At 62.5% G+C, this 13,502-nt stretch carries 14 protein-coding genes; 7 read left to right on the top strand and 7 right to left on the bottom strand.

Annotated features, from left to right (window positions below; all coding sequences use genetic code 11):
- Positions 1–39: 39 nt before the first annotated feature.
- From RQX22_RS00605 to RQX22_RS00585, 5 genes are all read left to right on the top strand, one after another.
- Entirely contained in the window at positions 40–492 is a 453-nt protein-coding gene (locus tag RQX22_RS00605) for an Lrp/AsnC family transcriptional regulator (protein WP_410001578.1), read from the top strand.
- A 138-nt stretch (positions 493–630) separates the two neighbouring features.
- Complete coding sequence (gene ku / locus RQX22_RS00600) at positions 631–1,527, top strand: non-homologous end joining protein Ku (RefSeq protein WP_315722685.1); 897 nt, start codon at positions 631–633, stop codon at positions 1,525–1,527.
- Between the two features lie 3 nt (positions 1,528–1,530).
- Positions 1,531–4,047: a DNA ligase D gene (gene ligD / locus RQX22_RS00595; RefSeq protein WP_315722683.1), complete on the top strand. Its 2,517-nt coding sequence runs from the start codon at positions 1,531–1,533 to the stop codon at positions 4,045–4,047.
- 111 nt (positions 4,048–4,158) lie between these two features.
- A complete protein-coding gene (locus tag RQX22_RS00590; protein ID WP_315722681.1) occupies positions 4,159–5,055 on the top strand; it encodes an iron-containing redox enzyme family protein in 897 nt (298 codons plus the stop codon).
- A gap of 74 nt (positions 5,056–5,129) precedes the next feature.
- Positions 5,130–6,092 carry a methyltransferase gene (locus RQX22_RS00585; protein ID WP_315722680.1) on the top strand — a complete coding sequence of 321 codons (963 nt, stop codon included), beginning with the start codon at positions 5,130–5,132 and terminating at the stop codon, positions 6,090–6,092.
- 34 nt (positions 6,093–6,126) lie between these two features.
- On the opposite strand, the gene RQX22_RS00580 is transcribed toward RQX22_RS00585, so the two are convergent.
- From RQX22_RS00580 to sciP, 3 genes are read right to left on the bottom strand one after another with little or no spacing between them, the layout of a single operon-like run.
- Positions 6,127–6,969, bottom strand: a complete 843-nt coding sequence (locus tag RQX22_RS00580; protein WP_315722679.1) for an EAL domain-containing protein — start codon at positions 6,967–6,969, stop codon at positions 6,127–6,129.
- Entirely contained in the window at positions 6,966–7,421 is a 456-nt protein-coding gene (locus tag RQX22_RS00575; RefSeq protein WP_315722678.1) for a response regulator, read from the bottom strand. The genes RQX22_RS00580 and RQX22_RS00575 overlap by 4 nt, the downstream gene beginning before the upstream one ends.
- Positions 7,414–7,758: a CtrA inhibitor SciP gene (sciP, locus tag RQX22_RS00570; RefSeq protein ID WP_315722677.1), complete on the bottom strand. Its 345-nt coding sequence runs from the start codon at positions 7,756–7,758 to the stop codon at positions 7,414–7,416. Before sciP ends, RQX22_RS00575 begins: the two co-directional genes overlap by 8 nt.
- A 183-nt stretch (positions 7,759–7,941) precedes the next feature.
- Between sciP and RQX22_RS00565 the strand changes: the two genes are divergently transcribed.
- Together RQX22_RS00565 and RQX22_RS00560 are read left to right on the top strand one after the other, a co-directional pair.
- Positions 7,942–9,129, top strand: coding sequence for a toxic anion resistance protein (locus RQX22_RS00565; protein ID WP_315722675.1), 1,188 nt, complete (start codon positions 7,942–7,944; stop codon positions 9,127–9,129).
- Positions 9,130–9,136: 7 nt separating this feature from the next.
- A complete protein-coding gene (locus RQX22_RS00560; RefSeq protein WP_315722673.1) occupies positions 9,137–9,871 on the top strand; it encodes a hypothetical protein in 735 nt (244 codons plus the stop codon).
- A 7-nt stretch (positions 9,872–9,878) separates the two neighbouring features.
- Here RQX22_RS00560 and RQX22_RS00555 read toward each other — a convergent pair whose 3' ends face one another.
- The 4 genes from RQX22_RS00555 to RQX22_RS00540 are packed head-to-tail and all read right to left on the bottom strand — an operon-like array spanning position 9,879 to position 13,498.
- Entirely contained in the window at positions 9,879–10,718 is an 840-nt protein-coding gene (locus RQX22_RS00555) for an HpcH/HpaI aldolase/citrate lyase family protein (protein WP_315722672.1), read from the bottom strand.
- Positions 10,715–11,164 carry a MaoC family dehydratase gene (locus tag RQX22_RS00550; RefSeq protein ID WP_315722670.1) on the bottom strand — a complete coding sequence of 150 codons (450 nt, stop codon included), beginning with the start codon at positions 11,162–11,164 and terminating at the stop codon, positions 10,715–10,717. Before RQX22_RS00550 ends, RQX22_RS00555 begins: the two co-directional genes overlap by 4 nt.
- Positions 11,164–13,056 carry an acetyl/propionyl/methylcrotonyl-CoA carboxylase subunit alpha gene (locus RQX22_RS00545; protein WP_315722668.1) on the bottom strand — a complete coding sequence of 631 codons (1,893 nt, stop codon included), beginning with the start codon at positions 13,054–13,056 and terminating at the stop codon, positions 11,164–11,166. Before RQX22_RS00545 ends, RQX22_RS00550 begins: the two co-directional genes overlap by 1 nt.
- A gap of 13 nt (positions 13,057–13,069) precedes the next feature.
- Positions 13,070–13,498, bottom strand: a complete 429-nt coding sequence (locus RQX22_RS00540) for a nuclear transport factor 2 family protein (protein ID WP_315722666.1) — start codon at positions 13,496–13,498, stop codon at positions 13,070–13,072.
- Positions 13,499–13,502 lie beyond the last annotated feature (4 nt).

The following is a 13,502-nucleotide window of genomic DNA, read 5'->3' as shown; positions in this document are numbered from 1 at the left end:
TTACGCTGCTACAGGTGAATTATGAAAGAGAATAATCAAATGGATGCGATCGACCGGAAAATCGTCCGGGAATTGCAGCGAGATGCGAGTCTCAGTCACGCCGCATTGAGCGAAAAGGTCGGCGCCTCGGCGGCCTCGGTGTGGCGGCGGGTTCGCAGCCTCGAAAAGGCGGGCGTGCTCGGCAAGACCGTAAGGCTGGCCGATCCCGAGCATCTTGGGCGCGCGGTCAACGTGCTCTGTCAGGTCCGGATGACGCGCCAGACCGTGTCGGCGCGGTCGGAGTTCGAGGAGTTCATCCAGTCCCGGGAAGAAATCGTCGAATGCTATGCGATGTCTGGCGAATGGGATTATCTGCTGCGCATCGCCGTCCGCGATGTGGCCGATTACGATCGCTTCATCATGCGCGGCGTGCTGACCCATCCAAGCGTCGCCCATGCCGCGTCGAACTTCGCACTTCGGCAGGTGAAATATACGACCGAAATTCCAGTCTAGAATCTGACCGTTCGAGGGGAAGCGCCTCGCGCTTCGGCCGACGACGCGGATCAGGCGCCTTTCAAATGTCCAGGAGATTGCGGGAACCGCTCCCCTCCCCGCGGATTGAATGGTTCGCAATAGGATTGGAGGATCGAGATGGCCGCGCGCGCCTATTGGAAGGGACAGATCAGGCTGGCATTGGTCTCGATCCCCGTCGAAATATTCTCCGCCACCAAGAGCGGTGCCACCATCGCCTTCAACCAGATCCACGAGCCCACCGGCAAGAGGATCAAATATGAAAAGGTGGTGCCCGGCGTCGGCCCGGTCGAGGCCGAGGATATCGTCAAGGGATTCCAGTATGAGAAGGGAAGCTATGTCCTCCTCGAGGAGGATGAACTGGAGGCGGTGAAGCTCGAATCGAAGAAGACGCTCGAACTCACCCAGTTCGTCGATCATGATGAGATCGACGTCCTCTATTACGAAAAGCCTTATTATGTCGTGCCCGCGGACGATCTCGCCGAGGAGGCCTTCATCGTCCTTCGCGAGGCCTTGCGGCGAACCAAGAAGGTCGGGCTTGGTCAGCTCGCATTGCGCGGCCGCGAATATGTTGTCAGCATCAAGCCGTGCGGCCGCGGCATCGTTCTGGAAACGCTCCGTTACGCGGATGAAGTCAACAAGGCGCAGGGCTATTTCCGGGACATAGCCGACGCCGCGCCGGACGAGGAATTGCTCGATCTCGCCGAGACGCTGATCGAGAAGAAGACCGCAGCCTTCGATCCATCCAAATTCCACGACCGCTATGTGGATGCGCTGCACGATCTGATCGAACGCAAGCGAAAGCTGAAGGGCGGCAAGATCCATGCCGAGGAAGAGGAGGCGCCGGCCCGCGGCTCCAACGTCATCGACCTGATGGCGGCGCTCAAGAAGTCGATCGAGCGCCCCGGCGGGAGCGAGGGGGGACGCAAGGCCAGCACCGCGAAAAAGCCAGGCGCGAAGAAGCCGCCCGCAAGAAAGGCGCCCACCAAATCCGCGCCGGCTCGCAAGCGAGCCTGATGGATGGCGCGCAAGCCCGGCCCCCTGGCAACCTACAACAAGAAGCGCGACTTCACGAAAACGGCGGAGCCGGCCGGCAAGGTTGGGGACCAGGACGGCTTCAATTTCATGGTCCAGAAACATGATGCGACCCGGCTCCATTATGATTTCAGGCTGGAGCTGGACGGCACATTGAAAAGCTGGGCGGTGACGCGCGGCCCAAGTCTCGACCCGAACGACAAGAGACTGGCGGTCCGCACCGAGGACCATCCGTTGAGCTATGCCACCTTCGAAGGGACGATCCCGAAGGGGCAATATGGGGGTGGTACCGTCATGTTGTGGGATCGCGGCACCTGGACGCCGCATGCGGGCAAGGACCCCCGCAAGACCCTGGCCGAAGGCCATCTCCATTTCAGCCTCGATGGCGAGCGGATGAAAGGGGAATGGGTGATGTTCCGGCTCAAGCCTCGGTCCGGCGATCGCACGGAGAATTGGATCCTTCGCAAGGTCGAGGATGAGCATGCCGGCAGCTCCGCCGGCCTCACCGAAAAATATCTCACCAGCATCAAGACTGGCCGGACCATGATCGAGATAGCGGACGGCAAGAAGGCGAAGCTTCTGGCGAGCTGGACGAAGCCGCCCAGGCGCGGTGGGCCAGCCGGTGGGACCACGCGCCGCCGCGCGCAATCCGGATCGTCGACCAAGGCCCGATCGTCGACCAGGCCTCCGCCATTTCGCGAACCGCAAAAGGCCACGCTGGTCGACGCTGTCCCGGCTGGAACGGGATGGATCCACGAAATGAAATTCGACGGCTATCGCTGCCTCCTGGGCATCGGCGGCGGCAAGGCGAAGCTCTACACCCGTTCCGGGCTGGACTGGGCGGACAAATTCCCGGAGATCGCCGAAGCCGCTCTTGGCATCGAGGCCGATTCCGCCTTGCTCGACGGGGAGATCGTCAAGCTCGACGACCAGGGAAGAAGTGGATTCTCCGCGCTCCAGCAAGCGATCAGCGAGGGGGGGCGTGGGCTCACATTGTTCCTGTTCGACGCGCTGCAGATCGATGGTGAGGATTTGACCCGCCTTCCCAATATCGAGCGCAAGCAGAAGCTGGCGTCCCTTTTAGGCGACGGACGGCCGCCCTTCATTCTCTATGCCGACCACATCGTCGGCCACGGCGAAAAGCTGTTCGACGCCATGTGCGAAGCCGGCCAGGAAGGGATCATTTCGAAAAGGGCCGATGCGCTCTATCGCGGTACTCGGACCAAGTCCTGGCTGAAGGTCAAATGCACCCGTCGGCAGGAATTCGTGATCATCGGATGGTCGGAGAGCGACAAGAAATCGCGAGCCTTTCGCGCCTTGCTGCTGGGTCTCCACGAGGACGGCAAGCTTCGCTACGCCGGCAAGGTCGGTACCGGCTTTTCGATGGCCGTGCAGCAGACCCTCATCGAGGAATTGCAGGCATTGCAAACCGACAAGGCGCCTGCCCCGGTTCCGCGCCCGGAGGCACGCGGCGCACATTGGGTGAAGCCACAGCTGGTGGCAGAGGTGGCTTTCGCCGAATTCACCGCGGACAATGTCGTCCGCCATGCCAGCTTCCTCGGTCTGCGCAGTGACAAGAAGGCGTCGGCAATTGTCGCGGAAACGCCGCAGCCGCTTCCAGGCTCTCAGACCGATGCCGAGGCCGAGGTGAAGATCACCAATCCGGATCGGCTGATCTTTCCCGATGGCAACGTCACCAAAGGGCAGTTGGCCGATTATTATCGCCAGGTCGGGGCCCTGATGAGCGAATGGACGGCCAATCGGCCGATCAGCCTCGTCCGCTGCCCGCAGGGGCGCGAAAAGAAATGCTTCTTCCAGAAACATGATGCCGGCAGCTTCGGCAAGCATGTCCATCATGTTCCGATCCGGGAGAAGAATGGGAAGACCGAAGATTATCTCTACGTCGCCGACGTGGCGGGGATACTCGCCTGCGTACAGATGGGAACGATCGAGTTTCATGGCTGGGGCAGCAAGGTCGACGATGTCGAACGTCCGGACCGGCTGATATTCGATCTCGACCCGGACATCGGGCTCGGCTTCGACGAAGTGAAACGGGCGGCCCGCGATCTCCACCGGCACCTGGCGGACATGGGGCTTCAGGCATTTCCCTTGCTTACGGGCGGCAAGGGCCTGCACCTGGTCGTCCCGCTGACACCCAAGGCCGAATGGCCGGAGGTCAAGGATTTCGCCCAGCGTTTCGCGATCGCTCTCGCCACGGCCGAGCCCGATCGATTTACCGCCAACATGGCCAAGGCCAAGCGAAGCGGACGGATCTTCCTCGATTATCTGCGCAACCAGCGCGGCGCGACGGCGATCATGCCCTATTCGGCGAGGGCGCGCGAAGGCGCGCCCGTTTCGGCGCCCGTGAGCTGGGACGAACTCGATGACATGACGAGCGGCGCGCGTTTCACGGTGAAGGATGTTGAATTGCTGATAGAGCGCGCCTCGGCCCGTCCCTTGCAAGGCTGGGGAGAAGCTTCGCAGGTGCTCCCGAACCTCTAATGTATCGCCAGCGGGCGCTAACTTCGATCAGTGAAATCGTGGCCGTAGCGCGGAACGCGTCCTGTGCCGAAGGGTTGTTCCGACAAAACCCACAGATAGGACCAAGTCACAATGGCTACGGCATTCAAGGCCGCCCAACCCCTCGCTTTCACCTCGCAATTCCTGACAGATACATTCCAGCAGGGCCTGGCGGCCTGGAACCGTCAACGACTCGCACCGGCATTTCCGACACCCGATTGGCAGCTGACGCTCGAGCGCGACGCTCGGATGCTCCGGCTCGAAGGCGATTTCCTGGAGGAGCTCAGGGATGAGGTAGCGGAAGAGGCAGCGGCGGTCCCATCCGATCCCGAAGGGTTCATCGCCTGGTTCGAGGGATTGAAGGAGAGCGGCCCGGGCCAGGGCGATCCCCTCTTTCCCTGGATCGCCGAGCAAGCCAATCGGGAAGAGCTGCGATGGTTCCTCGAACAGGAAGCAGCCGGAGAAGCCGGCTTCGATGATCTGGTTGCCTATACTCAGGTCAAGATCCCGATGCGCGCGAAACTGGAGCTCGCGCGAAACTATTGGGATGAAATGGGCCGCGGCAATCCGCAGGGCGTCCATGGGACGATGCTGGACAGTCTGGTCCAGAACCTGGAGTTGCAGCCGCGCATCGAAAATACGGCCTGGCAAAGTCTGGCGCTTGCCAATGCCATGACGGCGATGGCAACGACCCGCCGTTACGCCTGGCACAGCGTCGGCGCGCTCGGGGCCATTGAGCTCACCGCGCCGGATCGTTCCGCAGCCACCGCCGCGGGTCTCAAGCGACTCGGCTTCTCCGGCAAGGACAGCCGCTATTTCAATGTCCACGCCGTTCTCGACGTCAAGCATAGCGAAGCCTGGAATCGCGAGGCATTGCGCCCGCTCGTTGCAGAGGATCCCCGCCGCGCCGTCGCCATTGCCGAAGGTGCGTTGATCCGGCTGAATTGCGGGGCGCGCTGCTTCGACCGCTATCGTTCCGAATTCTTCTGATCGCGGTCATTGCGCCGCTCAGCGCCGCTGCGTCGGCTGGCAACGCAGCGCCAGTCCCGATAGTGTCGGGCAGGATGCCGACGCCCATTCATGCTTCGCTGCCTGATAGCGATGCGGTCCGAGCCGATGCGATATTGGCCGAGTTGCTCTCCTTTCTGGAGGATCGGCACTATCGCTTCGTGACGCCGACGCCGGCGACCCATAGGCGGGTGCTGGAAAGGCCCGGCAAGGATCTTGCGCGGGACTTGCGCGATGCGCTTGGCTGGAGCCGTCCATTCGAGAAAGACCTGTTGCCGCAGCGCCTCCTGGAATTGCTGATGGAATATGGATGGTGCGGCAGTTGGAAGGGAGCCCTGAAATTCGGCATCAGGGTTTCGACGATCTCTGATCGCCTGTTCGTGCATTCCGCTTTCCCCACCGACGATCCGAACTCGGTATTCCTTGGGCCGGACAGCTATCGTTTCGCGGATTTCGTCCGCCGCGAGCTGATCCAGCACCCCGGCGGGAGCCGCCTCGTCGATATTGGCGCGGGCGCCGGCGTAGGTGCGATCACGGCGGCTCCCCTCCTGCCCGGCGCCCGGCTCGCGCTGACCGACATCAATCCGCTTGCGCTGCGTTTCGCCCGTGTGAACGCGTTCCATGCCGGGATTGAAGTCGAAACCTTCGAGGGGAGCTGCCTGGAAGGGATATCGGGCCCGATCGATCTCGCAATCGCGAATCCGCCCTTCATCGTCGATGACGGCAAGCGTGCCTATCGCGATGGCGGCTCGATGCATGGCGCCGAGCTTTCGCTGATGTGGGCCAAAGCCGCCATGGCGCGGCTCGAGCCCGGCGGTCGAATGCTCCTCTATACCGGCAGCGCCATTGTCAATGGACGCGACGCGCTCGAGGATGGGCTGAAGGCAGAAGCCGGCCGGATCGGCGCCAAGCTTCGCTATCGTGAGATCGATCCGGATATTTTCGGGGAAGAGCTGGACCGCCCAGCCTATGCGACGGTCGATCGGATCGCGGCCGTGGGGGCCGTCATCCGCTGCTGAGCCTGACAATTCGAGGCTGAAAGCGAATGAAATCTCAAGCCACAGCCAACTGACAGGCATGCAGGGCTGGGCGTTTGCACTGCTCGCGCCAATGTGTCTGGGAATTCAATATCCATGGAGCCAGGTCCTGCGCTCGCATCGGTCTCGCCATCAGGAATCCTTGCGCCTGGTCGCAGCCGAGATCGACCAGAAACTCGAACATTTCCTCGGTCTCGACGCCCTCCGCGGTGGCGACCAGGCCCAGACCATGGGCAAGGTCGATGATCGATCTGACGATCAGCCGCGCTTCGGGGTCATCGGCCACATCCCTGATGAAGCAGCGATCGATCTTCAGTTCAGTATAGGGAAGCTGGCGGAGCTGGAGCAGAGACGAATAGCCGGTGCCGAAATCGTCGAGCGCGAGGCTCATACCCTTGATTCGAAACCGCGTGAGTGTGTCCAGCAGCCTTATCGCGTGCTGGGTGGCGCCTTCCGTCACCTCCAGCGTCAGTTCCTCGCAAGGCATGCCTTCGATCTGGCAGAGCCGTTGCAGATAGTCGGGAAAATGGACGTCGCGCAACGTCAGGGCTGATATATTATAGGCGATGTTGATCTTGAATCCCTGTTCTCGCCAATCGAGCCACTGCCGGATCACCTGCCGCACGCCCCAGTCGGTAAGGCTGTCGATCGCGCCCGACCGCTCCGCAATCGGAATGAACTCGGAAGGCTTCATCAGGCCGAATGCCGGGCTTTCCCATCGAAGCAATGCCTCCACGCCTGCCAGTCCACCGGTGACCAGGTCGATCTTCGGCTGGTAGAGGAGGAAGAGCTCCTGCCGTTCGGCGGCCAGTTGAAGCTCGGCTGCGGCTGCGGCCTCGCGGGCGGGAACGATCTTCATCGCGTGGATCCTTTCACCGTCTCCAGCAGTGCCTCGAGCTCGTATAGCCGCACCGGCTTGGACAAGGGCCCGATCATCCTCAGGCCGAGCGCCCTGCCCAGGCGCATTGCCGAATCCAGTACCCGCCGATCGAAGCCACTGATGATGATGATCGGCGCTTCGCATTTTTCCTGGGCCAGAAAGCGGAGTAGCTCGATCCCGTCCGCGCCGGGAATGGCCAAGTCCAGAGCCAATATATCCGGGCGCAGCAGCCTATATTCCCGCCGGAAGCTCTCGGGGCTGATCGTTGCCAGCGCCCGGCACCCGCATTCCTCGGCGGCATGGGCCAGGAAGCGGCCGACGCTTGGCTCGTCGTCGATCAGCAGCATCAGCGGCGAGGCAGGCACCGGATTGGGTGCTGGTGCATGCGCGCGGCTCTTATCGACGGCTTTCCGCTGGGCCGTCTCAAACATGCCGGTGCCCCCAGCTGCGCGCATTCTTGCGGCTGCTTTCGCCCTTCTTCCGCTTTCGGTCGGCCAGTTTGAAAATCTGGAGATGGGTGGTTTGCAGCCCGCGAACGCCGTGACGGTAGAGCGCCTTTTGCCAGCTGTTAAATTCTTCGAGGGACAATCTGTAGCGTATCAACGCCTCTTCGATTGTCAGGAGGCCGGCCTGTACGGCGGCCACTACCTGGGCTTTGCGCCGCGCCACCCAGCGGGTCGTATCGGGTGGCGGCAGATTGGCGAGCGTGATCGGTCCGCCAAGCGGGTGCGGCCTATTGTCCTGCTGCGTCTGATAATGTCTGGCCATCGGCGCCTCATCTGATTGCGCCCCGCCCCGGTAGATCAATCTGAACCTATGATCGTTGACAAAGCGTAAAGGCAACTGGTTAACGTGCAGATTCGACGTGTATTGTCTACATAATACACTTTTGCCCTTGCGCTTGCCTGCCCCCCTGCCCCATTTATCGGGAACCTAGATCAGGGGACTGCAATGGCTACCGAAACCAAGCTGAAGCTCGACGCGCCGGAGGCGCTGACCACGGTTGCACCGGAAGAGGCAGCGGGACTCGTCCCGGTCGAGGAGGGTGTGAAGACGAAGCTTCAGGCCGTCGTCGACAAGTTCGTCGATGAACTTGTCTCCGTCGATGCGAACAGTCCGGAATTCGGCAAGAAAGTCGATGAGCTCACCAATATGGGCCGCAAGCAGATCGCCGACGCCGCCAATCAAACCAACCGCTTCCTGGATCGTCCGGTGAAGGCGATCGACGCGGACAGCGGTATCGGCGCCGATCTGACCGAATTGCGCCGGACCGTCGAGGATCTCGATCCGAGCCGGCGCGGCAATCTTACCGCGCCGCGCAAGCTATTCGGCATCATCCCCTTCGGATCGAAGCTTCGCGGCTATTTCGATGGCTACAAGTCCGCCCAAAGCCATATCTCCACAATCCTTGCCCGCCTGGCCTCGGGCAAGGATGAGCTGCTGATGGACAATGCCGCCATCGCCACCGAGCGCTCCAATCTTTGGAAGACGATGGGCCAGCTCGAACAGATGATCCATATCTCCAAGACGATGGACGCAAAGCTCGAAGAGAAAGCGAACGAGCTGGATGCGACCGACCCGGCCAAGGCCAAGGCAATCCGGGAGACCGCCCTCTTCTACACGCGGCAGCGGACTACCGACCTTTTGACGCAGATGGCGGTGTCGGTTCAGGGCTATCTGGCGCTCGACCTGGTCAAGAAGAACAATGTCGAACTGGTGAAGGGCGTTGACCGGGCATCGACCACCACGGTTTCGGCGCTCCGCACCGCGATCACCGTCGCCCAGGCGCTTACCAACCAGAAATTGGTATTGGAACAGATCACCGCCCTCAATACGACGACGGCCAAGGTGATCGACGGCACGGGCGAGATGCTGAAGAACCAGACGGGGGAGATCCACAAGCAAGCGGCCTCTGCCACCATCCCGCTCGAGACGCTTCAGCGCGCCTTTCAGAACATCTACGATACGATGGACACGATCGACCGGTTCAAGCTTGAGGCGCTGGGCAATATGAAGCAGACCGTCGACACGCTTTCGAGCGAGGTCGAGAAATCGCGCGGGTATATCGCGCGCGCTGAAGGAACGGAACAGAACCGCCTTTCCGGATCGACTTCCCCGCTGATCCCGATCGAGGGATAGGACGCCTATGGCCGTGCATCCCCGCAGCGTCGACGAAGCCATCGCCCGTTTCGATGAGGTCGTTGCCCGCTATGACGGCCGCAATGCCGCGGCAATCGGGGCGCGCCGACGTTACTACAGTCGGGCGGCACGCTCGGTCGCCCGCCGGATCGGCTATATGGGTGTGGCGCTTGCCGGCCTGGTCATCGCTACGATCGGCTTCGGCCTGACCATCGGCCCGATCGGCTGGACCGGCCTCTTCGTCGTGTCCCTCGCCGTGCTCGGGATCTTGGTGCTGTTTTCAATCTGGCCGGGGGAAACTGAGCGAACGCCGTATAGCGAGCAATTGCCTACCCGGTCTGTGATCCGGCAGCTGGACACTTTGCTGATGCGGGAACGCTCCGCTTTGCCGATGCCGGCGGCGCGCCGTCTCGACGAGATCAGCGCGCAACTGCCCTTGCTCGAATCGCGGCTCGCCGAGATCGACCTTCTCGATCCGCTCGCGCAGGATGCGCGCCGCCTGATGGGCAAACACCTCCCCGAGCTGATCGATCGCTATGAACGGGTTCCAGCGGCCTACAGGAACGAGCGGGACGGTGATGGCCTCACCGTCGACGAACGACTTGTGGCAAGTCTCGATGCCGCCCGCTCGGCGCTGGACGACATCGGCGCGAGACTCACACGAGAGGATCTGGACGCTTTCGAGACACAGGGACGTTTTATCGAGAGCCGCTACAAGGACGGCGGTTTCAAGAGCGAATAGGAGGCCGTCAGTCGGCCGCCGCGATCACTCGTTGCGCCTGGACCAGATGCGGCCGGTCGATCATCTTGCCATCAAGGGACAATGCCCCGGCGCCTGGATTGGCTTCGAAGGCCGCAACGACAGCGCGCGCCTGGTCCAGTTCCGCCTCGGTCGGCGTGAAGGCTCGGTTGATAACCGGTACCTGATCCGGATGGATGGCCATCATGCCGACGAACCCGTCGCGGCGGGCACGGGCGGCATAAGCGGCGAGCCCGTCAAGGTCACGGTAGGCCGGATAGACCGTTTCGATCGGAGCAACGCCGGCGGCGGCGGCCCCGAACAGGCACAAGGATCGGGCCAGTTCGATGGGCGGGGTATAACGGCCGTCTTCTTCCCGCGCGGAGACGGCGCCGACCGCCGCCGGCAAATCCTCCGCGCCCCAAGTCAGTCCGGCCAGGCGCTTGGCGCCGCCATAAGTGCCGAGCTGGAAAATGGCGGCGGGAGTTTCGGTCGCGATCGCCAGGATTTGGGCGGTGGCGTTGCCGCGCTCGGTCAAGCGGCGTGCGAGTTCGGCCACCGAGGTCCCGCCTTCGGCCTTGGGGAGAACGATCCCGTCTGGGCGCCCGGAGAGAATTGCGTTCAGATCCTTGTCTGCTTCCCCTCCGTCGAGGGGATTGACCCGCACCCATAGCCTCGACGCTGGATGCGCCGCGAGAAACTCGGCCACTTTGTGCCGGGCCTCCGGCTTGGCCCCTGGCGAAACTGAATCCTCCAGGTCGAGGATCAGAGCGTCGGCGCCGGATTTCAGCGCCTTTTCCATTCTGTCCGGCCTGTCGCCGGGCACGAAGAGAAGTGACCGCATCCTCATTTCTGTCTCAGCATCAGCGCACTGCGTTCGCAGACGCAGACGATTTCGCCACGTTGGTTGAGCAAGCGATGCGCGAAGGTGACGATGCCCGCGTCCGGGCGCGATCCCGAATCACGAAGTGCGATCACTTCGGTTTGGGCGCGCAGGGTATCGCCGACGAAGACGGGTTTGGGCATCTTCACTTTGTCGTAGCCGAGATTGGCGACCAAAGTCCCGAGAGTCGTATCGCCGACGGATAGGCCGACCATCAGCGCGAAGGTGAATGTGCCATTCACGACAATTTGTCCGAACTCGGTCGCGGAGGCATATTCGGCGTCCAGATGAAGCGGTTGTGGATTATGGGTCAGCGCCGAGATGAGCAGATTGTCGGTCTCCGTGACCGTGCGGTGGGGCTGGTGTTCAAGGCGGTCGCCGATTGACCATTGATCATAAAAGCGCCCAGCCATCAGTCCTCCCCCTTCTCGATGCGAGCCAGCATGCTCCCTTCCGCGACCTGCCCACCCGCGACTGCCTCGAGTTCGGCGACAATCCCGTCAAATGGCGCGGCGAGACTATGCTCCATCTTCATGGCCTCGAGCGTCACCAGCTTCTGCCCCTTGGTCACCTTGTCACCCTGCCGTATTTCGACCGCGAGGACCCGCCCCGGCATTGGCGATAGCAGGACGCCGTCCGACGCCGCGCCTGCTCCCGGGCCGCCGCCCGCGCCGGGCAAGGTGAAGGCAAAGGCCTGTCCGTCGGAAAAGACGAGCATCGTGTCGCCGTTCGCTGTGGCGACGCCATCGAGATCCTGATTGGCACCAACCTCCACGACGCGCGTCTCGCCCGCGTGGCGGAGGGCAATCCGAAGATCGTCGCTCGCATTGGAGCGGAAGCCCGGCAAGGATGCCCATGGATCCGGGACAGCCGTACGCGCGCCGAAGTCGGTAGCGAGAAAGGCGTTGGCGGCCAGATTCCAGACCCCGTCCGATGGGCTCGCATCCGGGACCAGCCTGTCGATTCGCGCGGGGATGAAGGCCGTATCGATGGCAGCCGCCCGGAAATCGGGATCGGCTGCAGCCCTCGCCAGAAATGCCGCATTGGTCTTGACCGGCCAGACCTCCACCTGTTCGAGCGCCTCCAGGAGGCTGTCGATGGCGTCTTCTCGGGTGGCGCCGCTTGCGATCAGCTTGGCGATCATCGGATCGTAATAGGGGCTGATCCTGTCGCCTTCCTCCACGCCTGTATCGATGCGGATGCTGCGGCCCAGATCGAAATGATCCAGCCGTCCCGTCGAAGGCAGGAATTCATGGGTCGGATCCTCGGCATAGAGCCGCGCTTCCATCGCCCAGCCGCGAATCGACAATTCGTCCTGCCGCTTGGGAAGCGTCTCGCCGCTAGCGACCCTAAGCTGCCATTCCACGAGGTCCTGACCGCTAATCTCCTCGGTCACCGGATGCTCGACCTGAAGCCGCGTGTTCATCTCCATGAACCAGATTCGGTCGGGACGCAGGCCTTCGGAAGCATCGGCGATGAATTCGACGGTGCCCGCGCCGATATAATCGACCGCCTGCGCGGCCTTGACTGCCGCTCCGCACACGGCAGCGCGGGTCGCCTCGTCCATCCCCGGGGCGGGCGCTTCCTCGATCACCTTCTGGTGGCGCCGCTGGAGCGAGCAGTCGCGCTCGAACAGATGGACGACATTGCCATGGCTGTCGCCGAACACCTGGACCTCGATATGGCGCGGCCGCTCGATATATTTTTCGATAAGGACGCGGTCGTCCCCGAAGGAGGCGGCCGCCTCCCGCTTGCAGCTTTCCAGCATGTCGGCGAATTCGGACGAAGCATTCACCTTGCGCATGCCCTTGCCGCCACCGCCGGCGACCGCCTTGATCAGCACCGGATAACCGATCCCGTCCGCCTTTGCGCGCAGGACATCGGGCGCCTGATCTTCGCCGAGATATCCCGGCGTGGTCGGAACGCCTGCTTTGTCCATCAGCTTCTTGGCCGCATCCTTCAGTCCCATGGCCAGGATGGACGAGGGCTTGGGACCTACCCACACCAGGCCGGCATCGGTCACGGCCTGGGCGAAACCGGCATTCTCCGACAGGAAGCCGTAACCGGGGTGAATGGCCTGTGCGCCGGTTGCCTTGGCGGCGGCAATGATCTTGTCGCCGATCAGATAGCTTTCGCGTGCCGGCGAAGGGCCGATATGGACAGCCTCATCAGCCTCCCGGACATGCATCGCCCGCGCGTCGGCGTCGGAATGAACGGCTATGGTGCGTATGCCGAGACGGCGGGCCGTGCGGATGATGCGGCAGGCAATCTCGCCGCGATTGGCAATGAGCAGGGAACGGATCATCGCGACGCCCCGATCAACGCGCTGGACAGTCGGAGCGCTGGTTCCAGGCAATGCTGGCGATCTTCCACTGGCCTTCGACCCGAACCAGGTCGATCAGATCGGTCCCGCAATGATGGATCTTTCCGTCGATCCGGAAATCATAGGCCGCCCATACGAAGGCGAGGTCGCCATCCACCCGGACCAGCGGATCGTAAATCGGCTCCTCGAACTTCTGGGGGCTTGGCTTGATGGTTGCCAGGAAGTCGGTCATCGGAAACTGCCGCACCTTCCCGTCGGCGACATGGGTGGCGGTGGCGGTCGGCAGCAAAGTTGCCGCCATCGCCTCTTTGTCGCGATTGCCGAGCGCGTCTAGCATGGCCTGGACGGTCGCCAGGGGAGCGGCCTCTTCGGCCGAGATCGAAGCGGATTGCAGCGCGGCGGCGATCAAGAAGGCTGACATCATGGCG

Origin of the sequence: Sphingosinicella rhizophila (assembly GCF_032378825.1) — a bacterium.
In the GTDB taxonomy this organism is placed as follows: Bacteria; Pseudomonadota; Alphaproteobacteria; order Sphingomonadales; family Sphingomonadaceae; genus Allosphingosinicella; species Allosphingosinicella rhizophila.
The sequence above is the reverse complement of the archived record's forward strand: the minus strand, read 5'-3'. Positions and strand labels throughout refer to the sequence as shown.

Coding starts and splice junctions, on each gene's coding strand:
- RQX22_RS00545 (WP_315722668.1), bottom strand. CDS start 13,056: ATGATCCGTTCCCTGCTCATTGCCAATCGCGGCGAGATTGCCTGCCGC.
- RQX22_RS00560 (WP_315722673.1), top strand. CDS start 9,137: ATGGCCGTGCATCCCCGCAGCGTCGACGAAGCCATCGCCCGTTTCGAT.
- ligD (WP_315722683.1), top strand. CDS start 1,531: ATGGCGCGCAAGCCCGGCCCCCTGGCAACCTACAACAAGAAGCGCGAC.
- ku (WP_315722685.1), top strand. CDS start 631: ATGGCCGCGCGCGCCTATTGGAAGGGACAGATCAGGCTGGCATTGGTC.
- RQX22_RS00565 (WP_315722675.1), top strand. CDS start 7,942: ATGGCTACCGAAACCAAGCTGAAGCTCGACGCGCCGGAGGCGCTGACC.
- RQX22_RS00540 (WP_315722666.1), bottom strand. CDS start 13,498: ATGATGTCAGCCTTCTTGATCGCCGCCGCGCTGCAATCCGCTTCGATC.
- RQX22_RS00605 (WP_410001578.1), top strand. CDS start 40: ATGGATGCGATCGACCGGAAAATCGTCCGGGAATTGCAGCGAGATGCG.
- RQX22_RS00580 (WP_315722679.1), bottom strand. CDS start 6,969: ATGAAGATCGTTCCCGCCCGCGAGGCCGCAGCCGCAGCCGAGCTTCAA.
- RQX22_RS00590 (WP_315722681.1), top strand. CDS start 4,159: ATGGCTACGGCATTCAAGGCCGCCCAACCCCTCGCTTTCACCTCGCAA.
- RQX22_RS00585 (WP_315722680.1), top strand. CDS start 5,130: ATGCCGACGCCCATTCATGCTTCGCTGCCTGATAGCGATGCGGTCCGA.
- sciP (WP_315722677.1), bottom strand. CDS start 7,758: ATGGCCAGACATTATCAGACGCAGCAGGACAATAGGCCGCACCCGCTT.
- RQX22_RS00575 (WP_315722678.1), bottom strand. CDS start 7,421: ATGTTTGAGACGGCCCAGCGGAAAGCCGTCGATAAGAGCCGCGCGCAT.
- RQX22_RS00550 (WP_315722670.1), bottom strand. CDS start 11,164: ATGGCTGGGCGCTTTTATGATCAATGGTCAATCGGCGACCGCCTTGAA.
- RQX22_RS00555 (WP_315722672.1), bottom strand. CDS start 10,718: ATGAGGATGCGGTCACTTCTCTTCGTGCCCGGCGACAGGCCGGACAGA.